Origin of the sequence: Cellulomonas sp. Leaf334, assembly GCF_001424195.1 — a bacterium.
GTDB lineage: Bacteria > Actinomycetota > Actinomycetes > Actinomycetales > Cellulomonadaceae > Cellulomonas.
Window position 1 is genome coordinate 324,240 of record NZ_LMOO01000006.1, and the last position, 26,154, is coordinate 350,393.

The following is a 26,154-nucleotide window of genomic DNA, read 5'->3' on the forward strand; positions in this document are numbered from 1 at the left end:
CACAGAACGAGAGGCACCCACCGTGGCAGCTCCGCAGAACTACCTGGCGGTCATCAAGGTCGTCGGCATCGGCGGCGGCGGCGTCAACGCCGTGAACCGCATGATCGAGGTCGGCCTCAAGGGTGTCGAGTTCATCGCCGTCAACACCGACGCCCAGGCCCTGCTGATGTCGGATGCCGACGTCAAGCTCGACGTCGGCCGCGAGCTCACCAGGGGACTGGGCGCCGGCGCCGACCCCGAGGTGGGCAAGAAGGCCGCGGAGGACCACAAGGACGAGATCGAGGACGTCCTGAGGGGCGCCGACATGGTCTTCGTCACCGCGGGCGAGGGTGGTGGCACCGGCACCGGTGGTGCGCCGGTCGTCGCGCGGATCGCCCGCTCGCTGGGCGCCCTGACCATCGGTGTCGTGACGCGGCCGTTCACGTTCGAGGGTCGCCGCCGCTCCGTGCAGGCCGACTCGGGCATCGAGGCGCTGCGGGCCGAGGTCGACACGCTCATCGTCATCCCGAACGACCGGCTGCTGCAGATCTCCGACCGGTCCGTCTCGGTGCTCGACGCGTTCCACTCGGCCGACCAGGTGCTGCTGTCGGGTGTCCAGGGCATCACCGACCTGATCACGACGCCCGGCCTCATCAACCTCGACTTCGCCGACGTGAAGTCGGTCATGCAGGGTGCCGGCTCGGCCCTCATGGGGATCGGCTTCGCCCGCGGCGACGACCGCGCGGTGCAGGCCGCGGAGATGGCGATCTCCTCGCCGCTGCTCGAGGCCAGCATCGACGGTGCCCACGGGGTGCTGCTGTCCATCCAGGGTGGTTCCGACCTCGGGCTGTTCGAGATCAACGAGGCGGCGCGACTGGTCCAGGAGGCTGCGCACCCCGAGGCCAACATCATCTTCGGTGCGGTCATCGACGACGCCCTCGGCGACGAGGTCCGGGTGACCGTCATCGCGGCCGGGTTCGACTCGGGCTCGCCGACGGTCCGCCGCGACGCACGAGCGCTGGGTCAGATCAGCGGCAGCCCCGCGCGGCAGGTGCCGTCGGTGGCTCCGCGCGTCCCGGCGCCCCGTCCCGTCCTCGACCCGGAGGAGCAGCTCGTACCGGTCGGCGCGTACACGCAGAACCACGCCGCGCCGACGCAGCCCGACGTCCCGGCGTTCCTGTCCACCGAGGCGGAGCCGACGCCCATCACCGGTGCGCTCGAGGTGCCCCGGATCTTCACCGAGGACGCACCTCGTCGCGACCGCGACCGCGACCGCGACGAGCTGGACGTGCCCGACTTCCTCAAGTGAGCGGGCGCCCACCGGGGACCGACGTCCCGCCGGTCCTCGAGGTCGACCTGGGTGCTGGTGTCCGCGCAGGGTTCAGCACGCGGGTCGGCGGTGTCAGCCGACCACCGTACGACGCGCTGAACCTCGGTTACGCGGTCGGCGACGACCCGTCCGCGGTGGACCGCAACCGGGCCGGTCTCGCACGGTGGGCGGGCGTGCCCGTGGCGTACGCGACGCAGGTGCACGGCTCCCGCGTCGTGGTCCTGTCACAGCCGCCCGCCCCCGGCTCCACGACGGCGGGGGAGGCTGACGCGCTGGTGTCCGTGTCGCCCGAGGTGGCGGTGGCGGTGCTCGTGGCCGACTGCGTGCCCGTCCTGCTGGCGGATGCCGAGGCGGGGGTCGTGGCCGCCGTGCACGCCGGCCGCCGCGGGCTCGTCGCCGGTGTCCTCGAGGCGGCCGTCGCCACGATGGTCGAGCACGGTGCGTCCGTCCGACGGCTTCGCGCGGCGATCGGCCCCGCGATCGCCGGAGAGTCCTACGAGGTACCGGCAGCGTTGCAGGACGAGGTCGCGTCCGTGCACCCGCAGACGCGGGCGACGACGTCGTGGGGGACCCCTGCGCTGGACCTGCCCGCGGGCGTCGCCGCGGTCCTCGAGGCCGTGGGTGTCGAGCACGTCGTGCACCTCGCGCGGGACACGTGGACCGACCCGGCGCTGTTCTCGTTCCGGCGCTCGCAGCGCACCGGCCGGTTCGCGGGCGTCGTCCGACCGGTCACGGCGACCCATCCGAGGTGAACACTCAACTACGCGTGGCCGTCGGGCGTGTCGCGAGGCGGGCGGAACAGGGGCGTTGCTAGCGTGACCGTCAGAGGGAGCTCATCGTCGCCGGCTGGACCGGCACGGGCTCCGGGATGGTCCGGAGAGATCCGGGGAGGGAGCCAACGCGATGGCCGGAGCGCTGCGCAAGACGATGCTGTACCTCGGCCTGGCCGACGACCGGTCGGAGCACGAGGAGTACCTCGAGGAGTTCGACGACCAGGAGGTCGCGGTGCCGCAGGAGTACGAGGCCCAGGTCACGCCGCTGCACCGGCCGACGCGCACGCCCCTGCCCACGCAGGCCGCGCCGCAGGCCGCTCCCGTCGCGGGCGAGCTCCGGCGGATCACCACGATCCACCCGCGCTCCTACAACGACGCCCGCAAGATCGGTGAGGCGTTCCGCGAGGGCACCCCCGTGATCATGAACCTGACGGACATGGACGACGCCGACGCCAAGCGTCTCGTCGACTTCTCCGCGGGCCTCATCTTCGGGCTGCACGGTGCGATCGAGCGTGTGACGAGCAAGGTCTTCCTGCTCTCGCCCGCCCACGTCGAGGTCGCCGGCGAGGCCGCCGGTCCCGTCGCCGAGCCGCCGACGCGCGCAGGCTTCTACAACCAGAGCTGACGCGTGCAAATCGTCGCTGCCCTGCTGTTCTACGTCGTCCTCGCGTTCTTCCTGCTGCTGCTCATCCGGCTGGTGCTGGACTGGGTGCAGTTCTTCGCGCGGGACTGGCACCCCTCCGGGATCGCGCTCGTGATCGCCGAGGCGACGTACACGGTGACGGATCCGCCGCTCAAGGCGCTGCGCCGCGTGCTGCCCCCGCTGGCGATCGGATCCGTCCGTCTGGACCTGGCGTTCCTGGTGCTGGTGCTGGGCTGCTCCATCCTGATGAGCGTCCTCAGCAGCATCTGATCCGACCCCCGACGCGTCTCTGCACGTGTCGCCGGGACGTGCGCTCGCTGCATTCTCCGCTACCGTGGCCCGAGGCGGTCGGTGGACTGCCGCCGGCCCGACCGAGCACTACCGACTGAGGTGATGACGATGGCTCTGCTGACTGCAGACGAGGTCTTGAACAAGAAGTTCCAGGCCACGAAGTTCCGCGAGGGCTACGACCAGGACGAGGTCGACGACTTCCTGGACGAGGTCGTCAACACGCTGCGCGACCTGCAGGGTGAGAACGACGACCTGAAGACGAAGCTCGCCGCGGCCGAGCGCCGCATCGCCGAGCTGAGCCGCGCAGGCGCCCAGCAGGCCGTGCCGGCGCCGAAGCCCGAGCCCACGCCCGAGCCTGTCCCTGCCCCCGCGCCGGTGCTCGCCGCGCCGGTCGCCCAGCAGGCGCCGATCGTCGCGCCGGTGCAGAGCGGCCCGCGTACGAGCGAGCCCGAGTCCGCCACGGGGATGCTCGCCCTGGCCCAGAAGCTGCACGACGACTACGTGCGCAGCGGCCAGGAGGAGTCCGACCGTCTGGTGGGCGAGGCGAAGAGCCAGGCCAACCGCATCGTCCGTGAGGCCGAGGAGACGTCACAGCGCACGCTCGGTCAGCTGGAGCAGGAGCGGTCGCTCCTCGAGCGCAAGATCGACGAGCTGCGGGTGTTCGAGCGCGACTACCGGACCCGCCTCAAGAGCTACCTGGAGAACCTGCTAGGTGACCTCGACAACCGGGGCAACGCGTTGCCGCCACGCTCGGGGCAGCCTCAGACGGTCGGTGACGGCCAGAACCTCTGACGACGGTGTTCCGGCGACCACCCGCCGGGACGCACGAGTGCATCACCACAGGTCAGGTCGACAGCTGCACACCGCCACGCCGGGTTTCACCCGGCGTGGCGTGTTGTGTCCCGGACTGCGCCCGCATACAGTCGCGACACTTCGAGGACAGGGGGGCCCGCTCGTGGCCATCAACGACGCGCTCAGCGCGGTTGACGTCAGCACCGACATCAAGGACCTGAGCAAGCTGGTCAAGCAGTTCCCGGTGCGGGACGGCGAGAAGCCGTGGACCGCTCGGGAGGTCAAGGACATCGCGGAAGAGCTCACCAGCGACATCGACCGGCTGACGAGCGAGCTTGCTGCTGCAGACGCCGAGCTGTCCGATCTCCTGCGCAACTCCGGGGACGGGGCCGGCGACGACCAGGCGGACTCCGGGTCGTCCGCGCTCGAACGGGAGCAGGAGCTCACGCTCGTGAACAACACGCGGGACCTGCTCGCGCAGACCACCCGCGCGCTGTCGCGCATCTCGGCCGGCACGTTCGCCACGTGCGAGTCCTGCGGCAAGGCCGTCGGCAAGGCGCGCGTCCAGGCGTTCCCTCGCGCGACCCTCTGCGTGGAGTGCAAGCAGCGCGAAGAGCGTCGCTGACGCGCACGTAGACTCCTGCGGTGCCCACCACCACGGACGACCAGCCTGACGCGCCACCGAGCACCCGTCGGCGTGCCCTGCTGATCACGCTCTTCTCGCTCTCCGCCGTCGTGCTGGTCCTCGACCAGCTGTCGAAGGCGTGGGCGATCAGCTCGCTCGTCGAGGGTGAGCGGCGCGACCTGGTGGGGAACCTGCTCGGTCTGCAGCTCGTCTTCAACCCCGGTGCGGCGCTGTCCATCGCCACCGGGATGACGTGGGTGCTGACGATCGTCGCGACGGTCGTGATCGTCGTGATCGTGCGCGCCAGCCGCCGGATCGGGTCCTGGGCGTGGGCGGTCGCGCTGGGTCTGCTGCTCGGCGGCGCGCTCGGCAACCTGGTCGACCGGCTGGTCCGCGAGCCGGGGATCGCGCGGGGCCACGTGGTCGACTTCATCGCGTACGCGGACTGGTTCGTCGGCAACGTCGCGGACATCGCGATCGTCTCGGCGGCGGTCCTCGTCGTGATCCTCGCGGCGCTGGGTGTGCACATCGACGGCACGCGCGACGGGCACGGCCAGACGGAGACGGACGACGACGCCGCTGACGACGAGGCCGTGGCCGTGGCCGACGAACCCTCCACGACGGCCACCGAGCAGAATGCCTGACACGCGCGCGATGCCCGTGCCCGACGGGCTGGTCGGGGAGCGGGTCGACGCCGCGCTGGCCCGGTTGCTGGGCCTGTCCCGCACGCGGGCGGCGGAGATCGCCGAGGCCGGTGGCGTGCAGCTCGACGGCAAGGAGCTGGGGAAGTCCGACCGGCTGTCCGCCGGTGGGTGGCTCGAGGTCCAGATCCCGGACGTGGCTCCGGCGGAGAGCATCGAGATCGTCGCGGAGCCGGTGCCCGGCATGCGGATCGTGTACGACGACGACGACCTGGTGGTCATCGACAAGCCCGTCGGCGTCGCCGCGCACCCGTCGCCCGGGTGGACCGGCCCGACCGTCGTCGGCGCGCTGGTGGCCGTCGGCTACCGGATCTCGACGTCGGGTGCGGCGGAACGGCAGGGGATCGTGCACCGCCTGGACGCCGGGACGTCCGGGCTGATGGTCGTCGCCAAGTCCGAGCACGCCTACACGGTGCTCAAGCGGGCGTTCAAGGAGCGCACCGTCGAGAAGGTCTACCACGCGCTCGTGCAGGGTCACCCGGAGCCGACGACGGGCACGATCGACGCCCCGATCGGCCGGCACCCGAGCTCGGACTGGAAGTTCGCGGTGGTCGCCGACGGCAAGCCGTCGATCACGCACTACGAGGTGCTCGAGATGCTGCCCGCGGCGTCCCTCGTCGAGGTGCACCTGGAGACCGGGCGCACGCACCAGATCCGCGTGCACTTCGCGGCGACGCGGCACCCCTGCGTCGGGGACCTCACGTACGGCGCCGACCCGAGCCTGGCCGCGCGCGTTGGGCTGACTAGGCAGTGGCTGCACGCGATGCGGCTCGGCTTCCACCACCCGAGCACGGGGGAGTGGCTGGAGCTGACCAGCGAGTACCCCGAGGACCTGTCGCGGTCGTTGGCGGTGCTGCAGGACGGGTACGTGTGAGCGTGCGTGTCGTCCGGGTGGAGACACCCGAGCAGCGTGCGGCCATGACCGCGATCCGGATGGCCGTGTTCGTGCAGGAGCAGGACGTGGCACCGGAGCGGGAGATGGACGCGCTCGACGACGACCCCTCGACGCTGCACGTCCTCGCGGTCGACGACGACGGATCGGCGGTGGGCACGGCGCGTCTCCTGCCGCCACACGACTCCGGTGACCCTGCCCACATCGGGCGGGTCGCGGTGACCGCCGCCGCCCGCGGTCTCGGTGTCGGTGCGGTGCTCATGACCGCCCTCGAGGCGGAGGCCGTCGAGCGGTTCGGGGAGGTCGTGGACGGCGTCCGCACGGTGTCCGTCGAGCTCAGCGCGCAGGAGCAGGCGCTCGGCTTCTACGACCGGCTGGGCTACGTGGCCCGGCCCGAGCGGTACCTCGACGAGGCCATCTGGCACCGCGACGCGGTGAAGGTCGTCACGTCTCCCGACACAGCTCGCGACGCGCCGGGGAGTGTCACCGGGGCGACGTAGGATCGCCCGCATGGCATCAGCTGGGGGTTCCGACTTCGTCCACCTCCACGTGCACACCGAGTACTCGATGCTCGACGGCGCGGCACGCCTGGACGACCTGTTCACCGAGGCGAACCGGCTCGGTCAGACGGCCGTCGCCATCACCGACCACGGGTACCTGTTCGGGGCGTTCGACTTCTGGCAGAAGGCCAGGAACCACGGGATCAAGCCGATCATCGGCGTCGAGGCGTACGTCACGCCGGGGACCAGCCGGTTCGACCAGAACCGGGTGCGGTGGGGCGAGGCGCACCAGGCGTCCGACGACGTCTCGGCGCGCGGCGCGTACACGCACATGACCCTGCTGGCGAAGTCCACGAAGGGCATGCACAACCTGTTCCGGATGTCCTCGCTGGCGTCGCTCGAGGGGCAGATGGGCAAGTGGCCGCGCATGGACCGCGACCTGCTCAGCACGTACAGCGACGGGCTCATCGCGACGACCGGCTGCCCGTCGGGCGAGGTGCAGACGCGCATCCGGCTGGGGCAGTTCGACGAGGCCGTGCGCGCCGCGGGCGAGATGCAGGACCTGTTCGGCAAGGAGAACTACTACGTCGAGCTGATGGACCACGGGCTCGAGATCGAGACGCGGGTCATCAAGGACCTGCGGCGCCTCGCCGAGTCGATCGGTGCCCCCGTCGTCGCGACGAACGACCTGCACTACACGAAGCACGAGGACAGCCACGCGCACGAGGTGCTGCTGTGCGTCCAGTCGGGCTCGACCCTGGCCGACCCCGACCGGTTCAAGTTCGACACCGACCAGTTCTACCTGAAGTCCGCCGAGGAGATGCGGCGCACCTGGTCGGAGATCCCGGAGGCGTGCGACAACACGGTCCTCATCGCGGAGCAGTGCGAGGTGGAGTTCAACACCGACGCCAACTTCATGCCGAACTTCCCCGTCCCGGCGGGGGAGAGCGAGGACTCCTGGTTCATCAAGGAGGTCGAGACCGGCCTGCAGAAGCGGTACCACGGGACGATCCCGTCGGACGTCCGCACGCAGGCCGAGTACGAGACGGGCGTCATCACGCAGCTCGGGTTCTCCGGGTACTTCCTCGTGGTCGCCGACTTCATCAACTGGGCCAAGGACCAGGGCATCCGCGTCGGACCCGGCCGTGGGTCCGCGGCGGGGTCGATGGCGTCGTACGCGATGGGCATCACCGAGCTGGACCCGCTGGAGCACGGGCTGATCTTCGAGCGGTTCCTCAACCCGGAGCGTGTCTCCTGGCCCGACGTCGACGTCGACTTCGACGAGCGTCGGCGCGGCGAGGTCATCCGGTACGTGACGGACAAGTACGGCGAGGACCGCGTCGCCCAGATCGTCACGTACGGCACCATCAAGGCCAAGCAGGCGCTCAAGGACGCCTCGCGCGTGCTGGGCTTCCCGTTCGCGATGGGGGAGAAGCTCACCAAGGCGATGCCGCCCGCCGTGATGGGCAAGGACATCACGCTGTCGGGCATCTACAACCCGCAGGACCCGCGCTACGCGGAGGCCGACGAGTTCCGCCAGGTGGTCCAGGCCGACCCCGAGGCGCAGCGCGTCCTGGAGACGGCCAAGGGGCTGGAGAACCTCAAGCGGCAGTGGGGGGTCCACGCGGCCGGCGTCATCATGTCGAGCGAGCCGCTGGTGGACATCGTCCCGATCATGCGGCGCCCGCAGGACGGCGCGATCATCACCCAGTTCGACCAGCCGGGGTCCGAGGCCCTGGGCCTGATCAAGATGGACTTCCTCGGCCTGCGCAACCTCACGATCCTCGACGACGCGCTCGAGAACATCGAGATGAACGGCAAGCCGGCCATCAAGATCGAGGAGGTCCCGCTCGACGACCCGGCGACGTACGAGCTGCTCGGTCGCGGCGACACCCTGGGGGTGTTCCAGCTCGACGGCGGGCCCATGCGGTCGCTTCTTCGCCAGATGCGCCCGGACAACTTCGAGGACATCTCGGCCGTCATCGCGCTGTACCGGCCGGGCCCGATGGGGATGAACTCCCACATCAACTACGCGCTGCGCAAGAACGGCCTGCAGAAGGTGGAGCCCATCCACCCCGAGCTGGAGGCGCCGCTCGAGGAGGTCGTGGGCATCACCCACGGCCTGATCGTCTACCAGGAGCAGGTGCAGCGCGCCGCGCAGAAGCTGGCCGGCTACACGCTCGGCCAGGCCGACCTGCTGCGCCGCGCGATGGGCAAGAAGAAGAAGGAGGTCCTGGACAAGGAGTTCGTGCCGTTCCAGGCCGGGATGCGCGAGCGTGGGTACTCCGACGCGTCCATCCAGGCCGTGTGGGACGTGCTGGTGCCGTTCGCCGGGTACGCCTTCAACAAGGCCCACTCCGCCGCGTACGGCGTCATCTCCTACTGGACCGCCTACCTCAAGGCGAACTACCCGACCGAGTACATGGCGGGTCTGCTCACCAGCGTGCGCGACGACAAGGACAAGTCGGCGCTGTACCTGGGCGAGTGCCGGCACATGGGCATCACCGTGCTCGCGCCGGACGTGAACTCCTCGTCGGCCAACTTCACGGCCGTCGGCAAGGACATCCGCTTCGGTCTGACGGCCATCCGCAACGTCGGCGCCAACGTGGTCGACGCGATCGTGCGGGCGCGCGAGGAGAAGGGCGCGTTCACGTCCTTCACCGACTTCCTGGACAAGGTGCCGGCCGTCGTCTGCAACAAGCGGACCATCGAGTCGCTCATCAAGGCCGGGGCGTTCGACTCGCTCGGGCACGCGCGCCGCGCGCTGCTGCTGGTGCACGAGCAGGCGGTCGACTCCGTGATCGGCGTGAAGCGCAAGGAGGCCGAGGGCCAGTTCGACCTGTTCGCCGACCTGATGGGCGGTGACGACGGCGCGCAGGGCTTCGCGGTGGTCGTGCCGGACCTGCCGGACTGGGACAAGAAGCAGCGGCTCGCGTTCGAGCGGGAGATGCTCGGCCTGTACGTGTCGGACCACCCGCTGTCGGGGCTCGAGCACGTGCTGGCCGCCGCGGCCGATGTGTCGATCGCCACGCTGCTGCAGGACGAGCAGCGGCCGGACGGTTCCACGGTGGTCATCGCCGGGCTCATCACGTCGCTGCAGCGCAAGATGTCGAAGCAGGGCAACCCGTGGGCCGCGGTCACGATCGAGGACATGGAGGCCTCGGTCGAGATCATGTTCTTCGGCGAGACGTACCTGGCGTACTCCACGGCGCTGGCCGAGGACGCGGTCGTCGTGATCCGGGGACGCGTGCGGCGGCGCGACGAGACCATGCAGCTGCAGGCCATGGAGGTGTCGCTGCCGGACGTGTCGCAGGCGGCGGACGCCCCGGTCGTCGTGTCCATGGCGGTCTCCCGGTGCACACCGCCGGTGGTCGAACGGCTGCGCGAGGTGCTGTCCACGCACCCGGGCGTCACCGAGGTGCACCTCCGGCTCACCAGCCCCGGGCGCGCGACGGTCATGCGACTCGACCACGGGCTGCGCGTCGAGCGGTCACCCTCGCTGTTCGGTGACCTGAAGGCGCTGCTCGGGCCTAGCTGCCTGGCGTCCTGACCAGCCACGCCAGCACCTCGGCCGCGTGCTGGTCTGGCGGGAAGACGGGGTAGAAGACCTTCTCGACGACCCCGTCGCGCACGACCATCGTGAGGCGGCGCAGCAGCGCCCGGCCGGCGACCTCGAACGTGGGCAGGTCCATCGCGCGCGTGAGGGCGAAGGACTCGTCGCTGAGCATCGGGAACGGCAGGTGCAGCCGGTCGACGGCCTCGCGCTGGTAGTCGGTGTCCTGGGTCGACAGGCCGTACACCGCGGACGCGCCGGCGGCGAGCAGGTCGCTGTGGTGGTCGCGGAACGCGCACGCCTCGGCGGTGCAGCCACGTGCGCCGGGGATGGCGTCCCAGTCGTCGGGCAGGGCGGTGCCGGGCCGGCCGGTGAGCGGGTAGGCGTAGAGGATCGTGCGCCCGGCGCCCAGCTGGTCGAGCGCCACCACTGACCCGTCCGTCGCGGGCAGGGCGACCGCGGGGAGCCGAGCGCCGGCGAGGTGGTCTGCCGCGCTGTCGTCAGCGGGTGCGGGCAGGTCGTCGGGCAGGCGGGTGAGGTCCACGGGGGGCGAGACTACTGCATATGACGCTTGCGTTATATAACCCACAGTGGAAGTATCGGCCGTGTGCAGGTGATGGATGCGTTGGGGGACCCGGTCCGCAGGCGGCTGGTCGAGCTCCTCGCCGACGGTGAACGCAGCGCCGGTCAGCTGGCGACCGCGGTCGGGGCGGAGTTCGGCATCAGCCAGCCGGCCGCGTCGCGCCACCTGCGGGTGCTGCGGGAGGCCGGCGTCGTGGACTCGGTGCCGCAGGGCGCGGTCCGGCTCTACTCGGTCCGGCCCGAGGCGTTCGACCAGGTCGAGGCCTGGGCGCGCGGCATCCGCAGGTTCTGGGACGGGCACCTGGACGCACTGGAGACCGAGATCGCCCGCGGGCGGAGGAGCCGAGATGACGACTGATGTGTGGGGTGTGCTGACAGCGACCCCGAACGGTGTGACGGTCCGCTTCGAGCGGCGCTACGCGACGACACCCGAGGACCTGTGGTCGTCGGTCACCGACCCGGACCGGCTGGCGCGCTGGCTCGGCCCGGTCTACGGCGACCTCGTCGTCGGAGGTCGGTACGAGCTGCGCATGGGCGACGACGTCGCCGGCTCGTCGCAGAACGCCGTCGGCGACGTCCTCGAGTGCGACGCACCGCGCCGGCTGGTGGTCGGGTGGCAGTTCCCCGGGGAGCCCGAGAGCCGGGTGACGGTCGAGGTCCGCGCGGACGGCGACGGGGCGGTTCTCGTGCTCGAGCACCTCGACCTGGAGGAGGCGGCGGCCCGCGGCTACGGCGGCGGCTGGCACGCTTCCCTGGACCAGCTCGACGACTACGTCGCCGACCGCGCGGTCCGCGCGTGGGACGACCTGTTCACGGCGGCGCTGCCGCGCTACCGGGAGGGGTGACCGGTCAGCCGACCGTGGCCTCCTTGTAGCCCGTCGGCAGGTCCACCTCGACGACGTCACCCTTGACCAGCTGGCGGCCGCGGCGCTTCTCGTCCTCACCGTTCACGGTGACGGCACCGTCCTCGAGCAGCTCGCGGGCGTGCGCACCGGAGTCGGCGAGGTCGGCCAGCTTGAGGAACTGGCCGAGCCGGATCGAGTCGTCGGAGATGGGCACCTCGGTCGAGGAAGCAGTCATGGGAGCAGTCTGCCTCGCTGGTGGCTCGTCCGAGGCACTGTGGTGCAGCGCACGGCCCATCCGGTGGTCGTGGTCAGGCCGCGCGCAGGTGTCCGTCCTATGCTCGGGAACGTGATCACCCGCATCGACCTGCGCGGTCGCTCCTTGTCGCGCCGCGAGCTCCTGGCTGAGCTTCCCCGTGCCGAGGTCGACGTCGAGCACGCCGCCGAGATCGTCGCGCCCCTCCTGGCCGGTGTCCGCGCCCGCGGCGCCGCCGAGCTGCGCGACCTGGCCGAGCGGTTCGACGGCGTCCGCCCGGAACACCTGCGCGTCCCGGCGGACGTGATCGCCGCCGCGGTCGGGGTGCTCGACCCGGACGTCCGGGCGGCGCTCGAGGAGACCATCCGGCGCGTCCGGCAGGTGCACGGCGCCCAGCGACCGGCCGACTTCACCGTCGAGCTCGGTCCGGGCGCGCAGGTCCGCCAGCGGTGGGTACCGGTCCGTCGCGTCGGGTTGTACGTCCCGGGCGGGCTCGCGGTGTACCCGTCGTCGGTGGTCATGAACGTGGTCGCCGCGCAGGCAGCAGGCGTCGGCTCGCTCGGCGTGGCGTCGCCCCCGCAGAAGGACCAGGACGGCCTGCCCGACCCGGTGGTTCTCGCCACCTGCGCGCTCCTGGACATCGACGAGGTGTACGCCGTCGGCGGCGCCCAGGCGATCGCGATGTTCGCCTACGGTGCCGCAGGCGCCGAGGACGTGGACGGCGAGACGCTCTGCGAGCCCGTCGACGTCGTCACCGGCCCCGGCAACGTGTACGTCGCCGCCGCCAAGCGGCTCGTGCGCGGGATCGTCGGCATCGACGCCGAGGCCGGACCGACCGAGATCGCGATCCTGGCCGACGGCACCGCCGACGCGTCCCACGTCGCCGCCGACCTGGTCTCCCAGGCCGAGCACGACCCGCTGGCGGCCGCCGTCCTCGTGACGCCGTCGGTCGAGCTGGCGGGGGCGGTGGAGGCCAAGCTCATCGACCGGGTCGACGCCACCATGCACCGCGCGCGGGTCACGACGGCACTGCGGGGCGGGCAGTCCGCGATCGTCCTCGTCGACGACCTGGAGCAGGGCCTCGACGTGGTCAACGCGTACGGCGCCGAGCACCTGGAGATCCAGACGGTCGGCGCCGCCGAGCTCGCGGAGCGCGTCACGAGCGCCGGGGCGATCTTCGTCGGCGCGTACTCGCCGGTCTCGCTCGGCGACTACATGGCCGGCTCCAACCACGTGCTCCCGACCGGGGGCTGCGCGCACTTCGCCAGCGGCCTCGGGGTGCACTCGTTCCTGCGCGCCGTGCAGGTCATCGAGTACGACGCCGACGCGCTCGCGGAGGTCGCGGACAAGATCGTCGCGCTCGCGGACGCCGAAGGACTCCCCGCGCACGGCGAGGCGGTGCGGGCCAGATTCTGAGTCATCACGTGCGCACACCCAGCGACCGCGCCGACGTGCGCGCCCACGACCCACGCCCCCGTCGAGAGGACAGCCTGTGACAGGCAACGCGACGTTCCGCCACCGTGACGTCGCGCTCCTGGCCGTCGTCGGCATCGAGGCGCCGGTCGTCGTCCCGTCGACCGTGTTCGACGAGCGCCTCGCCCCCACCCTGAAGCGCCTGCGCCTCCCGGGCGGCCTGCTGTCCCGCGTCGCGGGCGTGCACGAGCGGCGCTGGTGGGACGACAAGATGACGTTCGACGACGCCGCGACCGCCGCCGGCGCGAAGGCGCTGGCCGAGGCCGGGATCGACGCGGGCGACGTCGGCCTGCTCATCAACACGTCCGTGACCAGGACGTTCCTCGAGCCGTCGGTCGCCTCCCGCATCCACTCGGGCCTGTCCCTGCCGTCGAGCGCGCTCGGGTTCGACCTGACGAACGCGTGCCTCGGCTTCGTCAACGGCATGACGCTCGCCGCGCAGCTGATCGACTCGGGGCAGATCCGGTACGCGGTGATCGTCAACGGCGAGGACCCGCGTCCGACGCAGGAGGCCACGCTGGACCGGCTGACCGCGCCGGGGACCACCCGGGAGCAGTTCCTCGAGGAGTTCGCGACCCTCACGCTCGGGGCAGGTGCGGCCGCTGCCGTCCTCGGTCCCGCGCACCTGCATCCCGGCGCGCACCGGCTGGTCGGCGGGGTCGCCCGGTCGGCGACGCAGCACCACGAGCTGTGCGTCGGTGGTGTCGAGGGGATGAAGACCGATCCCGCGGGGCTCCTCGCCGGCGGGCTCGAGCTGGTCGTGGACGCGTGGCACGAGGCGCAGCCGGAGTGGGACTGGGCGGGCGTCGACCGCATCGTCACGCACCAGGTCTCGTCCGTGCACACCCGATCGATCGTCGAGGCACTGGACCTGGACGTCGACAAGGTGCCGACGACCTTCCCGCGCTGGGGCAACGTCGGGCCGGCCGCGCTGCCGATGACCCTCGCGGACCAGGCCGACTCGCTGCGCACCGGCGACCGGGTGCTGTGCATGGGCGTCGGCTCGGGCCTGCACACCGCGATGGCCGAGATCGTCTGGTGACCGCGGCGTCGCGACCGCCCGCGGACGTCCTCGCGGCCGGGGGGATCGACCCGCGCTGGTCGCGGACGGTCGAGGTGGGGTCGCGGTCGTGGCACCTGCTCGACAACGGCTCCACGCTGGGCGCCGAGCCCGTCGGCACGCTGCTGTGCGTGCACGGCAACCCGACGTGGTCGTTCCTGTGGCGCCGCCTGGTGGCAGCAGGCGCACGGTCGGAGCAGCCGTGGCGCGTGATCGCCGTCGACCAGCTGGAGATGGGCTACTCCGAGCGGACCGGCGAGCAGCACCGCCTGGCCTACCGGGTCGCCGACCTCGGCGCGCTGACCGACCACCTCGGGCTCGTCGGTCCGGTCGTCACCGTCGGGCACGACTGGGGCGGGCTCGTCAGCCTCGGCTGGGCGCTCGACCACCCGGACCTGCTGGCGGGCGTCGTGCTGACGAACACCGCCGTGCACCACGAGGTGGACGACGCCATGCCCGCCGCGCTGCGCGTCGCGACGGCCCGCGGCGTCCTGCCGGTGAGCACGGTCACCACTCCCGCGTTCCTCGAGACCACGCTCGCGCTCGCGCACCCCCGCCTCGAGCCCGCCGTGGCGGACGGCTTCCGTGCGCCGTACCGGACCGCCGACCGGCGCGCCGGGATCGGCGGGTTCGTCGCGGACATCCCCGCGGCCGCCGACCACCCGAGCCGTCCCGAGCTCGACCGGATCGCCGCAGGGGTCCGAGGCCTCGACGTGCCGGCTCTGCTGCTCTGGGGTCCGCGCGACCCGGTCTTCTCCGCGCGCTACCTGCGCGATCTGCGCGACCGGCTGCCGCACGCGGACGTGCACCGGTTCGAGGGTGCCGGCCACCTGGTGGTCGAGGACGAGGACGTCGCCGGGGCGGTCCTGCGCTGGCTCGACGCCCGCGAGGTCCCGGCGACACCCGCGGTGCCCGACGAGCCGTACCGGGCCCTCGGCGCCACCCTCGTCGAGCGGGCCGACGACGACGGCACCGCCCTGATCGAGCTGGCCGGCCCGCGCTCCCGCCGGGTGAGCTGGGCTGCGCTCGCCGCCCGGACGGACCAGCTGGCCCGTGGCCTGGCCGCGAGCGGTGTGCGACCGGGGGACCGGGTCGCCCTCCTCGTGCCCCCCGGGGCGGACCTCACGGCCGTGCTCTACGCGTGCCTGCGGCTCGGGGCGGTCGTCGTCGTCGCCGACGCCGGGCTCGGAGTCCAGGGGCTCACCCGGGCGGTGCGCGCGGCGGACCCCACCGTGGTCGTCGGGATCGAGAAGGCGCTCGTGGCCGCGCGGTGGCTGCGCTGGGCGCCGACCCTCGTCAGCGCCGGACCACTACGCGCGGGCGTGGCGCGGAGCCTGCGCGTCGACGCGTCCCTGGACGACCTCGCCGCCCTCGGCCGCGCCTCCACCGACGACCTCCCGTGGCCCGACGCCGACGCCGACGCGGCGGTCCTGTTCACCTCCGGGTCGACCGGCCCGGCGAAGGGTGTCGTGTACACGCACCGCCGGCTCGCCGCGATGCGCGACGTCGTGGCGCGCACCTACGGGATCGGCCCCGACAGCCCCCTCGTCGCGGCCTTCGCGCCGTTCGTCCTGCTCGGCCCCGCGCTGGGTGCGACGAGTGCGAGCCCCGACATGGACGTCACGTCACCGGGCACCCTCACGGCCGGTGCGCTGGCCGAGGCCGTCCGGGCGATCGACGCGGCGGTCGTCTTCGCGTCGCCCGCCGCGCTGCGCTCGGTCGTCCGCACGGCCGACGGGTCGGAGCTCGCGGCGCTCGCCGGTGTCCGGCTGTTCCTCTCGGCGGGCGCCCCCGTCGGCATCGACCTGCTGGAGGCCGCGGCGGCGTTGATGCCCGCCGCGCAGGCCCACACGCCGTACGGCATGACGGAGGCGCTCGTCGTCGCCGACGTGTCGCTGGACGAGCTCCGCGACGCCGGCCCCGGGGACGGCGTCTGCGTCGGGAAGCCTGTCGCGGGAGTCCGCGTCTCGCTCAGCACGCTCGACGCCGACGGCGAACCGACGGGGGCGCCCGACCAGGAGCCCGGCGTCACCGGCGAGGTGCTCGTCGCGGCCGCGCACGTCAAGGACCGGTACGACACCCTCTGGCTCACCCAGCACGCCTCGGCGCGAGACCCCGGCTGGCACCGGACCGGCGACGTCGGGCACCTCGACGCCGACGGCAGGCTCTGGATCGAGGGCAGGCTCGCACACGTCCTGGTGACCGCGGACGGTGTGCGGACACCCGTCGGGCTGGAGCAGCAGGTGCAGACGGTCGACTCTGTGGTCTCCGCCGCGGTGGTCGGGGTGGGGCCGCGCGGCGCGCAGCAGGTCGTCGTGGTCGTGCAGCCGGAGGTGTACGCGCACGGTCCGGTCGTCGCCGAGCGCGGCCTGGCCGCGTCGGTCCGCGCAGCGCTGGCGGGCACCACCGTCGCCGCGGTGCTGGTCGTGGAGCAGCTCCCGACGGACGTCCGGCACAGCTCGAAGGTCGACCGGTCCCGCGTCGCCGCGTGGGCCGAGCGCGTGCTGGCGGGGGAGAAGGCCCGACTGTGACCCGCGTGCTGGTCACCGGGGCGAGCGGCATGCTCGGGCGGGCGGTCGCCGCACGGCTCGTCGCCGAAGGTCACGACGTCCGCACGCTGCAGCGCAGCCCGTCCCAGGTCGCCGGGGCGCAGGACGTGACCGGGTCGGTCACCGACCCCGACGTCGTCCGTGCAGCGGTCAGCGACCGCGAGGCCGTCGTCCACCTCGCGGCCAAGGTGACGATCGTCGGACCGCTCGAGGAGTTCGAGACCGTCAACGTCGGCGGGACCCGCCTCCTGCTCGACGCCGCGCGGACCGAGGGCGTCGGACGGTTCGTGCACGTCTCGACGCCGTCCGTCGCGCACCAGGGTCGCTCGTTGGCCGGTGCGGCGGCCGGCCCCGCCGACCCGGAGCACGCGCGGGGCCACTACGCCCGCACCAAGGCCACCGCCGAGCTCCTGGCGCTCGCGGCGCACGGCCCCGACGGGCTGCGCGTGATCGTCGTCCGACCGCACGTCGTCTGGGGTCCCGGCGACACCCAGCTGGTCGGCCGGATCGTGGACCGTGCGCGGGCGGGGCGGTTGCCGGTGCTCGGCGACGGCGCCGCGCTCATCGACACCACGTACGTCGACAACGCCGTGGACGCCCTGGTCGCGGCCCTGCACGCCGACCCGGCCGCCTATGGCGAGGCGTACGTCGTCACCAACGGGGAGCCGCGCCCGGTCGTGGAGCTCCTCGCGGGCATCTGTGCGGCCAGCGGGGTGCCGGTGCCGCACCGGCACGTCCCTGCCGCCCTCGCCCGCGGTGCGGGAGGGCTGTTCGACGCCGCGTGGCGCGCGCTCCCGCTGGCGGGCGAGCCCCCGCTGACCCGGTTCGTCGCCGAACAGCTCTCGACCGCGCACTGGTTCGACCAGCGGCGCACGCGTGAGGCCCTCGGCTGGTCGCCGCAGATCGGGCTGGACGACGGTCTCGCCCGCCTGGCGGAGTGGACAGCGCGGCAGGCGTCCGCGACGGCTCCCTAGACTCGTCCGGTGACCTCTGACCTCGCTCGCGGCGTGCTGCCGCTGCGCCCGGACCTCGTCGGCCTCGAGCCCTACGGCGCCCCCCAGCTCGACGTGCCGCACCTGCTCAACGTCAACGAGAACCCGTACGCACCGGCGGCCGACGTCGTCGCCGACATCGCGGAGGCCGTCGCGCAGGCCGCGGCCGGCCTCAACCGGTACCCCGACCGCGACTTCGAGGACCTGCGCGCCGACCTCGCCGGCTACCTGCGGGTGGAGTCCGGCGCCGACCTGACGTCGGACCAGCTCTGGGCCGCCAACGGCTCGAACGAGATCATGCTGCACGTCCTGCAGGCGTTCGGCGGTCCGGGTCGCACCGTGCTGTCCTTCGCTCCGACGTACTCGATGTACCCCGAGTACGCCCGCGACACGTTCACCGGGTGGGTCGCCGGTCGGCGCGAGGCGGACTTCAGCCTCGACCCCGACGTCGCACGCGCAGCGATCGCCGAGCACGCGCCGTCGGTCGTGCTCCTGGCCAGTCCGAACAACCCGACGGGGACGGCGCTGCCGGCCGCGACGGTGCTGGCGGTGCTCGACGCCGCGGCGCGGGTCCCGGGCGGGTGCGTCGTCGTCGTCGACGAGGCCTACGGCGAGTTCCGCCGCGCAGGCACGCCGTCGGCGCTCGAGCTGCTGCCCGGCCACCCGCACCTTGCGGTCAGCCGGACGATGTCCAAGGCGTTCGGCCTGGCCGGTGCGCGCGTCGGCTACCTGGCGGCGTCGCCGACGCTGGTCGACGCCCTGCGCGTGGTGCGGCTGCCGTACCACCTGTCGGCCGTGACGCAGGCGGTCGCCCGGGCGGCGCTCCGGCACGCACCCGCGCTGATGGCGCAGGTCGGGTCGCTGCGCGACGAGCGGGACGCCCTCGTGGTCTGGCTCCGGGAGCGCGGCCTGACCGTCGCGGACTCCGACGCGAACTTCGTGCTGTTCGGCCTGTTCGACGACCGCCGCTCGATCTGGCAGGGTCTGCTCGACCGTGGGGTCCTGATCCGCGAGGTGGGGCCGGACGGGTGGCTGCGGGTGTCGGTCGGCACACCGCAGGACATGACGGCGTTCCAGGACGCCCTGGTGGAGGTGGCAGGACTGTGAGCCCGAAGAACGCGGGGCGTACCGCGCGCATCGAGCGTGCGACGAGCGAGTCGAGCGTGCTGGTCGAGCTCGACCTCGACGGCACCGGCCGCACGGACATCTCCACGACCGTGCCGTTCTACGACCACATGCTCACCGCCCTGGGCAAGCACTCGCTGATCGACCTCACGGTCAAGGCCACGGGCGACACGCACATCGACGCGCACCACACGGTCGAGGACGTCGCGATCACGATCGGGGAGGCGCTGCGGCAGGCGCTCGGCGACAAGCGCGGCATCTCCCGGTTCGGGGACGCCACGGTGCCGCTCGACGAGGCGCTCGCCCAGGCGGTCGTCGACGTGTCCGGCCGTCCGTACCTCGTGCACACGGGGGAACCTCCCGGTCAGGAGTACCACCTCATCGGCGGGCACTTCACGGGTTCGCTCACGCGGCACGTGCTGGAGTCCATCGCGCACCACGCCGCCTTCAGCATCCACGTGCGCGTGCTCGCGGGCCGGGACCCCCACCACATCGTCGAGGCGCAGTTCAAGGCGCTCGCCCGGGCGCTGCGGTTCGCCGTCGCGCTCGACCCGCGCGTCGAGGGCATCCCGTCGACGAAGGGCGCCCTGTGATGGCGGGCGACGACCTGCCCGACGACTTCGAGGTCCCCGACGACCTCTCCTCGTTGCTGGACGGCCCGGCGGAGGACCCGTCGGTGGTCCTCGTGATCACGCAGGTGGCCGCCCCGGCACCGCTCGCCGCGGCGTGCGCGATCGCGAAGGTCGACGTCGACGTCGTGCCGACCCCGATCGGTGCCATCGCGGCGCTGCGCGACCCGCGGGCGGCGGCCGACGGGGCAGCGGCGATCTCGAAGCTGCTGCGCACCGTCCCGGTGATCCTGCTGGAGCGGCGCGAGGGGCAGATCACCGCGTCGCGCTGGGCCGGCGGGGAGCGCGACGGCGACCTGCCGGCGGGGCTCGTCCTGTCCGACGCGCCGCCGGTCCTGGAGGACCTGCTCCTGGGTTCCGTGCAGGCGGGTGACGTCGAGGGCGTCGTCACGAGCGTCGGCATGTCCCGCTGGCAGGCCATGCGCACGATCGCGAGCTCCGCCAAGCGCAAGTAGGTCGTCTCGCGGACCGGCGTCCGTGCATGCCGCGCCGGAGCCGCGGGTACCGTGTCCCGGTGCCTGCTCAGCCCCTCGTCGTCGTGCTCGACCACGGCGCCGACGACCACGGACCGCTCGCGCAGGCCCTGACCAGCGCGGGTGCGCACGTCGTGGTCACCGCGGACAAGCGGACAGCCCTCGTCGCCGACGGGCTCGTCATCGCCGGCCGCGCGCCGGCCGCGGACGTCATGCCGGCCCTGCGGGCGATCGGTGCCGACCAGGTGGTCGACCGCCGGCTGGCCGGAGGCCGCGCGGTGCTCGCGCTCGGTGTCGGCATGCACGTGATGTTCACCGACGTCGTCCGTGACGGTGCCGTGACGGAGGGCCTGGGGGAGTGGGCGGGGGTCGTGGACTCCGTCGACGCGCCGCCCGGTGAGGTCGCGGTGCAGGTGCCGGCCGGCTCCGCCCTGTTCGAAGGGCTCGACGGTGCCGGCTTCCACCTCCCCGATGCGCGCGCCCCCCGCACGTTCCCCCTGCTCGACGACTGGCCCGCGGACACCCGTCTGGTCGTGCCCCTGGTCACCTGGTCGTCCGGCGGCGAGCGGTTCGTGGTCGCCGTCGAGAACGGCCCGCTCGTCGCGCTCGCCGTCCACCCCGAGTCGTCCGGCCCGGCCGGCGCGGCGGTGCTCGCCCGCTGGGTCTCGTCGCTGCGTCCCACTGCCCCCGGCCCCATCGATGCACCTGGAGTGACCGCATGACCGACCGCCTCGAGCTGCTGCCCGCCGTCGACGTCGCCGACGGTCAGGCCGTCCGCCTGACCCAGGGCGCCGCAGGCACCGAGACGGGCTACGGCGACCCGCTGTCCGCCGCGCTCGACTGGTACGCGGGCGGTGCGGAGTGGATCCACCTCGTCGACCTCGACGCCGCCTTCGGCCGCGGGTCCAACGCGGACCTGCTCGCCGACGTGACCGCCGAGCTGGTCGGCAAGGGCGTCAAGGTCGAGCTGTCGGGCGGGATCCGCGACGACGCCTCCGTGGAGCGCGCGCTCGGCACGGGTGCGACCCGCATCAACCTCGGCACGGCCGCCCTGGAGAACCCGGAGTGGACGGCCGGGCTGATCCGGTCGTACGGCGCGCAGGTCGCGGTCGGACTCGACGTCCGCGGCACGACGCTCGCCGCCCGGGGCTGGACGAAGGACGGCGGAGACCTCTGGGAGGTGCTCGCCCGCCTCGAGGACGCCGGGTGCGCCCGCTACGTCGTGACCGACGTGAACAAGGACGGCATGCTCAACGGCCCGAACGTGGAGCTGCTGCAGCAGATGTGTGCCCGGACGGACGCCCCCGTGATCGCGTCGGGCGGGGTCTCCAGCCTGGAGGACCTGCGCGTGCTGCGGACGCTCGTGCCGCTCGGCGTCGAGGGCGCGATCGTCGGCAAGGCCCTCTACGCCGGCGCGTTCACGCTGCCCGAGGCGCTGGACGTCGCCGGACGCCCGTGACGGGACGCGCGCTCCCGCCGTCGTCCCCGTTCGCGGGTGACGACGGTGCCGCGGACCCCGCGGTCGCTGGCGCGCTGGCGGCGCTGCAGGACCGTTCGGGGACGGTCCGCGCCGTGGTCGACGCCCTGGCGGGCACCCGGGTGCTCGTCCCGGTGCTCGCGGAGCTCGAGGTCGAGGACGTCGTCGTGCACGGCGGCCACGCGCACACCGTCGACAAGGAGGCCTCGGCCGGCATCGTCGCGCTGCAGGCCCCCGACGGGCGGACGGCCCTGCCGGTGTTCACCTCGGTCGCGACGATGGCCGCGTGGCGCGCGGACGCCCGGCCGGTGCCGTCGGACGTCGCGCGCGCGGCACTCTCGGCGGTGACCGAGGGCTGGGAGGTGCTGGTCGTCGACCCGGGCGGTCCCACGACCGTCCTCGTCCCGCGTCCGGCCGTGTGGGCCCTCGCGCAGCAGGAACGCTGGCGTCCGGCGGTCACCCCCGAGGGTGTCGACCCGGAGGTGCGCGACGCGATCGTCGCCGCCGTGACGCCCGTGACCGGAGTGGTCGCGGCCGACGCCGTGCCCGGCACGCGTGCGGAGGTCGCCGTCGTCGTCACCCTGGTCGGCGGCCTGGACCGCGTCGGGCTCGACGCGGTGCTGGTGCAGGTCAACGCGGCGCTGGCCGGTGCCGAGCTGGTGGCGACCCGGGTCGACTCGCTCGAGATCCGTCCCCGGGGCTAGTGGCGGCGCTTGACCGCCCACGCGAGCGCGAACGTGCCGAGCACGGCGGCGAGCACGACCTGGCCGCCGAGGATCACGCGGTTGAGGTCCAGCGCCGGCTGCCAGTGCGCACCGGTCTCGTCGACGACGAAGACACCGACGGCCTTGACGTGCACGCCGTACCCACCGCCACCGCCGTGACCCTCCTGGCCCCCGGTGCGAGCGTTCTCGCCCGCGGCGCCGGCGGACGGCACCCCCATCTCGCCCCCGCCGGACCCGGAGCCGGTCCCGCCCCAGAGCCGCGCGACCGGGATGACGAGGGTGCCGTTGCGTTCGTACGCCTCCCCGAACACGCGGCGCACGGTGAACGTGTCGTTCGCCGCGTTCGTGAGGCTGGCGGGGTCGAAGTGCGGAACAGCCATGGGGTCCTCCCGGGATCGGGTCAGCCGGCGCAGGGCGCGGTGGGCGTGAACGACGCCTCGTCGTCCAGCATGGACCGCAGCGTGCTCACGGGCACCACAAAACTGTGCCCGTTCGAGTCCTTCGCGTACACGACCCCCACGACCCGACCGTCGCTGTCGAGCACAGCCGACCCGGAGCTGCCGTGCTCGACGGGTGCGTCGGTGACGAGCACGGCGCCCAGGTTCGCGTTGAGCGGGTCGGTCTGGCTGGCGAGCACCTGCCCGGTGGTCACGGTGAGCGCCCGCCCGAGCGGGTACCCGACGACCGTGACCTGGTCGCCGACGGCGGGGTCTGCGGACGCGAGCTCGGGTGCGGCCGGCAGGGCGTCGTCGGTGCGCACGATCGCCAGGTCGGCGAGAGCGGCCGTGCTGGCCGCCGCGGCGCCGATGTCCCGGCCGTCGTAGGTGCTGAGCTGGAGCGCCGACGAGTCGCTGACGACGTGCCGGTTGGTCACCAGCGTGTGGTCGTCGAGCGCGAACCCCGAGCCGGTCGACAGGGTTCCGCAGCCGATGTTCCGGATCCGCACGGCCATCCTCTGGGCGGAGTCGAAGCCGTCGGGGGAGAGGTTCCCGCTGGACGTCGGGGTCTGCTGCGGCAGGTCGGTGGGCATGACGTCCGTCGGCACCGGCGCCGGCGGTCCGGGCAGCAGGCTGCAGCCGCTGGTCAGGACGAGGAGGGCGACGACGGCCAGCCGTCGCCTCATCGCTCGAGCTCGCGCTGGAGCGCGGCGTTGGCGTCGGTCGCCCGGGCGCACACCGTCTGCACGTCGGAGGTGAACCGCTCGAGGTCGCTCGGGTCGTACTGGTCGGAGTTCTGCAGGTACCCGATGAGCCGTTGCTGACCGTCCACGCAGCTGGCCAGTGCCGTCGCGACCTGCCCGGCCGCCTGGGACACCCGCGACTGGTAGTCGGCGAGCTGCTGCTGCGACGCGCTGGTGTCCCCGAGCTGGGCCTTCTCGTCGGCGAGCTCGGTGATCCGCTGCTGGGCGGTGGCGAGCTGCGTCGTCGTGGCGTCCAGCTCGGCCTGCGTCGCGGCGAGGTCGGCCTGCGACGCCGCGAGCTCGCCCGCCGTGGAGCGTGCCAGCGTCTCCCACTGCTCCGTGGACGCCTGCCACGCCTCGTTGGTCGTGAGCATGCGGCCGAGGACGAGGCCTGCGCCGACGACGGTCGCGACGAGCAGGACCGTCAGCACGACCGTCGTCACGCCGGGCCGACGCCGACGAGCCGCGGGTGGTTCCGGCTGTGCTGCGGGCGCGCCCGGGTACCACGGCGCCACGGCCGGAACGGGCGGGTTCACCCGCGTGACCTCCGTCACCGGCGGCTCCGCGCGGGAGGGCTGGACGTCACGGGGGAGCGGCTCGTCGGGCTGCATCCGCCCAGGATACGAGGCACGTCTGTGCGTCTCGGGGGGTACGTGCTCCTGGGCCGGCCCCGTGCCCGGGCGGGACATCAGGGCGAGGGCACGGAGCCGCAGCGGTGACAATCGTCGGATGCCCTCGACGACCTACGGAGCCGTGCTGCGCCTGCCCGGCGTCGCGCGACTCTTCGTCGTCTCCTTCCTCGCCCGCATCCCCGCGGCGATGGTCGGCGTGGTCCTCACCCTGCACGTCGTCTCGACGCTCGACCGCGGCTACGGCCAGGCCGGCCTCGTCGTGGGGGCCGCGACCATCGGCATGGCCCTCGGGGCACCCTGGCGGGGCCGTCTCGTCGACCGGCTCGGGCTCCGGCGTGCCATCGCGCCGTCGGTCGTGGTCGAGTCGGCCGTCTGGCTCGTCGCGCCGCACCTGTCCTACGAGCTGCTCATCGGCGCCGCGTTCGTCGCCGGGCTGTTCCTCGTGCCCGTCTTCTCGGTCAGCCGGCAGTCGCTGTCGGTCCTCGTCCCGATCGCGCACCAGAAGGCGGCGTTCTCGCTGGACTCGGTCGCGGTCGAGCTGACATTCATGCTCTCGCCGGTGGTCGGGGTGCTGCTGGCGACGCAGGCGTCGACCTCGCTCGCGCTCACGGTCGTGGGGGCGCTGACGGTCGGTGGTGGCGTGCTGCTCATGTGGGCGAACCCGCCGACACGCAGCGCGCCCTCGACCGGGCCGGCCCCGGAGCTCCCGAAGCAGCGTCTGGTCAGCCCGGCGCTCGTCGTCCTGCTCCTCGCGGGGGTGGCGGCGTCGTTCGTGCTGGTCGGGACAGACGTGTCCCTGGTCGCGACGCTCAACGACTCCGGCCGCTCCGCCGACGTCGGCTGGATGATCGCGCTGTGGGCGGGCGGGTCGGTCGTCGGGGGACTGGTGCACGGCGCCAGCCACCGTAACCCCTCGCCGCTGCTGCTCGTCGCTCTGCTGGCGCTGGCGACGGTACCCGCCGCGTTCGTGAGCGGGCCGGTCTGGCTCGCGGTCGCGGTCGTCGTCGCGGGGCTGCCCTGCGCACCCGCGCTCTCCTCGATCAACGCGTCGCTCGTCCGGCTGGTCCCGGAGCACCGGCGCGGCGAGGTCATGGGGTGGAGCGGCACGATGTCGACCGTCGGCAACGCGCTCGGTGCGCCGCTGTGCGGTGCGGTGATCGACCGCGCGAGCCCGGGGGCCGGCTTCCTCACCGCGGCGGTGGTCGGTGGTGGCCTCGCCGTCGGCGGGCTCGTCGTGCTCGCGCTCGGCCGCGGGCGCGGTCGGGTGGCCGCCGTGGTGACGGAGCGTCCCGCTCCGCGGCACGTGCCGACGGTGCGTGCGGTCCGCCGGCGGGGCGCGGCGGCGACCCACCGCGTCCGGGTCAGACGACCGAGCCGGTGAACTTCTCGCCCGGTCCCTCGCCCGGGGCGTCGGGGAAGGGCGAGGCCTCGCGGAACGCGAGCTGGAGCGAGCGCAGCCCGTCGCGCAGGGAACGCGCGTGCTGGTTGCCGATGTCGGGGGCCGAGGCCGTGACCAGCGCGGCGAGCGCGGTGATGAGCTTGCGGGCCTCGTCGAGGTCGAGGAAGTCGGCGCCGGCGCCGGTCGGTCCGTCCTCCGCGAGCCCGCACTTCACGGCGGCGGCGCTCATGAGGTGGACGGCGGCGGTCGTGATGACCTCGACCGCGGCGACGTCGGCGATGTCGCGGGTCGCGGTCGTGGTGGGGTCGGTGTCCGGGCTGGTCTCGCTCATGCGCCGATCCTCTCACCGGCGCAGGGGACACCCGGCACCGATTCGGGTGTTCGGGCCCGCTCTGGTAACCTAGGCAGTCGACTGACCTGGGTGGTGATTCTTGCTGCCCAGGCGCACAAGTGGAGTTCCTCCCACCTGGGCCTCGACCGTACGGCGCGTTGGATGCGTGTCGTCGACAGAGACCGGGTCACAGTCCGCACCGGACGGCGCGAGCCGCTCCCGGTGGCGTGAGCATGGCTCCGGCCGTGCCCGCCTGGCGGACCACGAGGCCTCCTCCTGTGACCAGGACGGGGGCCTTCCTCGTTCGCGGCGGTCACCCACGACGAACCTGAGGAGCACCACATCAGCGA

General features: G+C 73.0%; 29 protein-coding genes. 23 read left to right on the top strand and 6 right to left on the bottom strand.

Going from position 1 to position 26,154, the window contains the following annotated elements; genetic code table 11:
• Positions 1 to 22 precede the first annotated feature (22 nt).
• The 10 genes from ftsZ to dnaE all read left to right on the top strand — a co-directional run bounded on the left by ftsZ (position 23) and on the right by dnaE (position 10,076).
• Positions 23 to 1,288, top strand: a complete 1,266-nt coding sequence (ftsZ, locus tag ASF78_RS16090; protein ID WP_056591585.1) for a cell division protein FtsZ — start codon at positions 23 to 25, stop codon at positions 1,286 to 1,288.
• Entirely contained in the window at positions 1,285 to 2,061 is a 777-nt protein-coding gene (gene pgeF / locus ASF78_RS16095) for a peptidoglycan editing factor PgeF (RefSeq protein WP_082495126.1), read from the top strand. The genes ftsZ and pgeF overlap by 4 nt, the downstream gene beginning before the upstream one ends.
• A gap of 151 nt (positions 2,062 to 2,212) precedes the next feature.
• The gene (locus tag ASF78_RS16100; protein WP_056591588.1) at positions 2,213 to 2,707 is read left to right on the top strand and encodes a cell division protein SepF; all 495 of its coding nucleotides are present in this window, start codon (positions 2,213 to 2,215) and stop codon (positions 2,705 to 2,707) included.
• Between the two features lie 3 nt (positions 2,708 to 2,710).
• On the top strand, positions 2,711 to 2,995 hold the full coding sequence (locus ASF78_RS16105) for a YggT family protein (RefSeq protein ID WP_056591591.1): 285 nt from the start codon (positions 2,711 to 2,713) through the stop codon (positions 2,993 to 2,995).
• Positions 2,996 to 3,124: 129 nt separating this feature from the next.
• Complete coding sequence (locus ASF78_RS16110) at positions 3,125 to 3,808, top strand: DivIVA domain-containing protein (RefSeq protein ID WP_056591809.1); 684 nt, start codon at positions 3,125 to 3,127, stop codon at positions 3,806 to 3,808.
• 163 nt (positions 3,809 to 3,971) lie between these two features.
• Positions 3,972 to 4,433 carry a TraR/DksA family transcriptional regulator gene (locus ASF78_RS16115; RefSeq protein ID WP_056591594.1) on the top strand — a complete coding sequence of 154 codons (462 nt, stop codon included), beginning with the start codon at positions 3,972 to 3,974 and terminating at the stop codon, positions 4,431 to 4,433.
• Positions 4,434 to 4,453: 20 nt separating this feature from the next.
• A complete protein-coding gene (locus tag ASF78_RS16120) occupies positions 4,454 to 5,077 on the top strand; it encodes a signal peptidase II (RefSeq protein ID WP_056591597.1) in 624 nt (207 codons plus the stop codon).
• Positions 5,070 to 6,008 (top strand): RluA family pseudouridine synthase, encoded by a 939-nt coding sequence (locus ASF78_RS16125; protein WP_056591600.1) that lies wholly within the window; start codon positions 5,070 to 5,072, stop codon positions 6,006 to 6,008. The genes ASF78_RS16120 and ASF78_RS16125 overlap by 8 nt, the downstream gene beginning before the upstream one ends.
• Positions 6,005 to 6,526 carry a GNAT family N-acetyltransferase gene (locus ASF78_RS16130; RefSeq protein ID WP_056591603.1) on the top strand — a complete coding sequence of 174 codons (522 nt, stop codon included), beginning with the start codon at positions 6,005 to 6,007 and terminating at the stop codon, positions 6,524 to 6,526. The genes ASF78_RS16125 and ASF78_RS16130 overlap by 4 nt, the downstream gene beginning before the upstream one ends.
• A gap of 10 nt (positions 6,527 to 6,536) precedes the next feature.
• Positions 6,537 to 10,076 carry a DNA polymerase III subunit alpha gene (gene dnaE, locus ASF78_RS16135; protein ID WP_056591606.1) on the top strand — a complete coding sequence of 1,180 codons (3,540 nt, stop codon included), beginning with the start codon at positions 6,537 to 6,539 and terminating at the stop codon, positions 10,074 to 10,076.
• Here dnaE and ASF78_RS16140 read toward each other — a convergent pair.
• Positions 10,057 to 10,623, bottom strand: coding sequence for a peroxiredoxin (locus ASF78_RS16140; protein ID WP_056591609.1), 567 nt, complete (start codon positions 10,621 to 10,623; stop codon positions 10,057 to 10,059). The two genes, dnaE and ASF78_RS16140, sit on opposite strands and share 20 nt — an antisense overlap.
• Before the next feature lie 72 nt (positions 10,624 to 10,695).
• Between ASF78_RS16140 and ASF78_RS16145 the strand changes: the two genes are divergently transcribed.
• Positions 10,696 to 11,019 (top strand): helix-turn-helix transcriptional regulator, encoded by a 324-nt coding sequence (locus tag ASF78_RS16145; protein WP_056591612.1) that lies wholly within the window; start codon positions 10,696 to 10,698, stop codon positions 11,017 to 11,019.
• Positions 11,009 to 11,506 (top strand): SRPBCC family protein, encoded by a 498-nt coding sequence (locus tag ASF78_RS16150; RefSeq protein WP_056591615.1) that lies wholly within the window; start codon positions 11,009 to 11,011, stop codon positions 11,504 to 11,506. Before ASF78_RS16145 ends, ASF78_RS16150 begins: the two co-directional genes overlap by 11 nt.
• Before the next feature lie 4 nt (positions 11,507 to 11,510).
• On the opposite strand, the gene ASF78_RS16155 is transcribed toward ASF78_RS16150, so the two are convergent.
• The gene (locus ASF78_RS16155; protein ID WP_056591618.1) at positions 11,511 to 11,741 is read right to left on the bottom strand and encodes an RNA-binding S4 domain-containing protein; all 231 of its coding nucleotides are present in this window, start codon (positions 11,739 to 11,741) and stop codon (positions 11,511 to 11,513) included.
• A 111-nt stretch (positions 11,742 to 11,852) separates the two neighbouring features.
• Between ASF78_RS16155 and hisD the strand changes: the two genes are divergently transcribed.
• The 10 genes from hisD (at position 11,853) to ASF78_RS16205 (ending at position 22,241) form a co-directional block, all read left to right on the top strand.
• Positions 11,853 to 13,175 carry a histidinol dehydrogenase gene (hisD, locus tag ASF78_RS16160; RefSeq protein WP_056591811.1) on the top strand — a complete coding sequence of 441 codons (1,323 nt, stop codon included), beginning with the start codon at positions 11,853 to 11,855 and terminating at the stop codon, positions 13,173 to 13,175.
• Positions 13,176 to 13,251: 76 nt separating this feature from the next.
• Complete coding sequence (locus ASF78_RS16165; RefSeq protein ID WP_056591621.1) at positions 13,252 to 14,274, top strand: 3-oxoacyl-ACP synthase III; 1,023 nt, start codon at positions 13,252 to 13,254, stop codon at positions 14,272 to 14,274.
• Entirely contained in the window at positions 14,268 to 16,823 is a 2,556-nt protein-coding gene (locus ASF78_RS16170; protein ID WP_369816342.1) for an alpha/beta fold hydrolase, read from the top strand. Before ASF78_RS16165 ends, ASF78_RS16170 begins: the two co-directional genes overlap by 7 nt.
• Complete coding sequence (locus ASF78_RS16175; RefSeq protein ID WP_255354832.1) at positions 16,820 to 17,815, top strand: NAD(P)-dependent oxidoreductase; 996 nt, start codon at positions 16,820 to 16,822, stop codon at positions 17,813 to 17,815. The genes ASF78_RS16170 and ASF78_RS16175 overlap by 4 nt, the downstream gene beginning before the upstream one ends.
• Before the next feature lie 9 nt (positions 17,816 to 17,824).
• Entirely contained in the window at positions 17,825 to 18,940 is a 1,116-nt protein-coding gene (locus ASF78_RS16180) for a histidinol-phosphate transaminase (protein ID WP_056591628.1), read from the top strand.
• Positions 18,937 to 19,551 (top strand): imidazoleglycerol-phosphate dehydratase HisB, encoded by a 615-nt coding sequence (gene hisB, locus ASF78_RS16185; protein ID WP_056591630.1) that lies wholly within the window; start codon positions 18,937 to 18,939, stop codon positions 19,549 to 19,551. Before ASF78_RS16180 ends, hisB begins: the two co-directional genes overlap by 4 nt.
• Positions 19,551 to 20,042, top strand: coding sequence for a hypothetical protein (locus ASF78_RS16190; RefSeq protein ID WP_056591633.1), 492 nt, complete (start codon positions 19,551 to 19,553; stop codon positions 20,040 to 20,042). The genes hisB and ASF78_RS16190 overlap by 1 nt, the downstream gene beginning before the upstream one ends.
• A gap of 59 nt (positions 20,043 to 20,101) precedes the next feature.
• Positions 20,102 to 20,782: an imidazole glycerol phosphate synthase subunit HisH gene (locus ASF78_RS16195; RefSeq protein WP_235518635.1), complete on the top strand. Its 681-nt coding sequence runs from the start codon at positions 20,102 to 20,104 to the stop codon at positions 20,780 to 20,782.
• Positions 20,779 to 21,519: a bifunctional 1-(5-phosphoribosyl)-5-((5-phosphoribosylamino)methylideneamino)imidazole-4-carboxamide isomerase/phosphoribosylanthranilate isomerase PriA gene (gene priA / locus ASF78_RS16200; protein ID WP_056591640.1), complete on the top strand. Its 741-nt coding sequence runs from the start codon at positions 20,779 to 20,781 to the stop codon at positions 21,517 to 21,519. The genes ASF78_RS16195 and priA overlap by 4 nt, the downstream gene beginning before the upstream one ends.
• Positions 21,516 to 22,241: an SseB family protein gene (locus tag ASF78_RS16205; RefSeq protein WP_056591642.1), complete on the top strand. Its 726-nt coding sequence runs from the start codon at positions 21,516 to 21,518 to the stop codon at positions 22,239 to 22,241. The genes priA and ASF78_RS16205 overlap by 4 nt, the downstream gene beginning before the upstream one ends.
• Here ASF78_RS16205 and ASF78_RS16210 read toward each other — a convergent pair.
• The 3 genes from ASF78_RS16210 to ASF78_RS16220 are packed head-to-tail and all read right to left on the bottom strand — an operon-like array spanning position 22,238 to position 24,053.
• Positions 22,238 to 22,642 carry a spore germination protein GerW family protein gene (locus ASF78_RS16210; protein WP_056591645.1) on the bottom strand — a complete coding sequence of 135 codons (405 nt, stop codon included), beginning with the start codon at positions 22,640 to 22,642 and terminating at the stop codon, positions 22,238 to 22,240. The genes ASF78_RS16205 and ASF78_RS16210 overlap by 4 nt on opposite strands.
• Positions 22,643 to 22,662: 20 nt before the next feature.
• Positions 22,663 to 23,385 (bottom strand): trypsin-like peptidase domain-containing protein, encoded by a 723-nt coding sequence (locus ASF78_RS16215; RefSeq protein WP_056591648.1) that lies wholly within the window; start codon positions 23,383 to 23,385, stop codon positions 22,663 to 22,665.
• Positions 23,382 to 24,053 (bottom strand): hypothetical protein, encoded by a 672-nt coding sequence (locus ASF78_RS16220; RefSeq protein ID WP_235518637.1) that lies wholly within the window; start codon positions 24,051 to 24,053, stop codon positions 23,382 to 23,384. Before ASF78_RS16220 ends, ASF78_RS16215 begins: the two co-directional genes overlap by 4 nt.
• Positions 24,054 to 24,171: 118 nt before the next feature.
• On the opposite strand from ASF78_RS16220, the gene ASF78_RS16225 reads away from it, so the two are divergent.
• Positions 24,172 to 25,455 carry an MFS transporter gene (locus ASF78_RS16225; RefSeq protein ID WP_082495128.1) on the top strand — a complete coding sequence of 428 codons (1,284 nt, stop codon included), beginning with the start codon at positions 24,172 to 24,174 and terminating at the stop codon, positions 25,453 to 25,455.
• Here ASF78_RS16225 and ASF78_RS16230 read toward each other — a convergent pair.
• Positions 25,436 to 25,804: a DUF1844 domain-containing protein gene (locus tag ASF78_RS16230; RefSeq protein ID WP_056591651.1), complete on the bottom strand. Its 369-nt coding sequence runs from the start codon at positions 25,802 to 25,804 to the stop codon at positions 25,436 to 25,438. The genes ASF78_RS16225 and ASF78_RS16230 overlap by 20 nt on opposite strands.
• Positions 25,805 to 26,154: the final 350 nt, after the last annotated feature.

What these genes read in the sequence shown, in the direction of transcription:
- ASF78_RS16125 (WP_056591600.1), top strand. Translation starts at nt 5,070, where the DNA reads ATGCCTGACACGCGCGCGATGCCCGTGCCCGACGGGCTGGTCGGGGAG.
- ASF78_RS16225 (WP_082495128.1), top strand. Translation starts at nt 24,172, where the DNA reads ATGCCCTCGACGACCTACGGAGCCGTGCTGCGCCTGCCCGGCGTCGCG.
- ASF78_RS16100 (WP_056591588.1), top strand. Translation starts at nt 2,213, where the DNA reads ATGGCCGGAGCGCTGCGCAAGACGATGCTGTACCTCGGCCTGGCCGAC.
- priA (WP_056591640.1), top strand. Translation starts at nt 20,779, where the DNA reads ATGACCGACCGCCTCGAGCTGCTGCCCGCCGTCGACGTCGCCGACGGT.
- ASF78_RS16220 (WP_235518637.1), bottom strand. Translation starts at nt 24,053, where the DNA reads ATGCAGCCCGACGAGCCGCTCCCCCGTGACGTCCAGCCCTCCCGCGCG.
- ASF78_RS16215 (WP_056591648.1), bottom strand. Translation starts at nt 23,385, where the DNA reads ATGAGGCGACGGCTGGCCGTCGTCGCCCTCCTCGTCCTGACCAGCGGC.
- ASF78_RS16230 (WP_056591651.1), bottom strand. Translation starts at nt 25,804, where the DNA reads ATGAGCGAGACCAGCCCGGACACCGACCCCACCACGACCGCGACCCGC.
- ASF78_RS16210 (WP_056591645.1), bottom strand. Translation starts at nt 22,642, where the DNA reads ATGGCTGTTCCGCACTTCGACCCCGCCAGCCTCACGAACGCGGCGAAC.
- dnaE (WP_056591606.1), top strand. Translation starts at nt 6,537, where the DNA reads ATGGCATCAGCTGGGGGTTCCGACTTCGTCCACCTCCACGTGCACACC.
- ASF78_RS16110 (WP_056591809.1), top strand. Translation starts at nt 3,125, where the DNA reads ATGGCTCTGCTGACTGCAGACGAGGTCTTGAACAAGAAGTTCCAGGCC.
- ASF78_RS16155 (WP_056591618.1), bottom strand. Translation starts at nt 11,741, where the DNA reads ATGACTGCTTCCTCGACCGAGGTGCCCATCTCCGACGACTCGATCCGG.
- ASF78_RS16190 (WP_056591633.1), top strand. Translation starts at nt 19,551, where the DNA reads ATGGCGGGCGACGACCTGCCCGACGACTTCGAGGTCCCCGACGACCTC.
- ASF78_RS16150 (WP_056591615.1), top strand. Translation starts at nt 11,009, where the DNA reads ATGACGACTGATGTGTGGGGTGTGCTGACAGCGACCCCGAACGGTGTG.
- ASF78_RS16145 (WP_056591612.1), top strand. Translation starts at nt 10,696, where the DNA reads ATGGATGCGTTGGGGGACCCGGTCCGCAGGCGGCTGGTCGAGCTCCTC.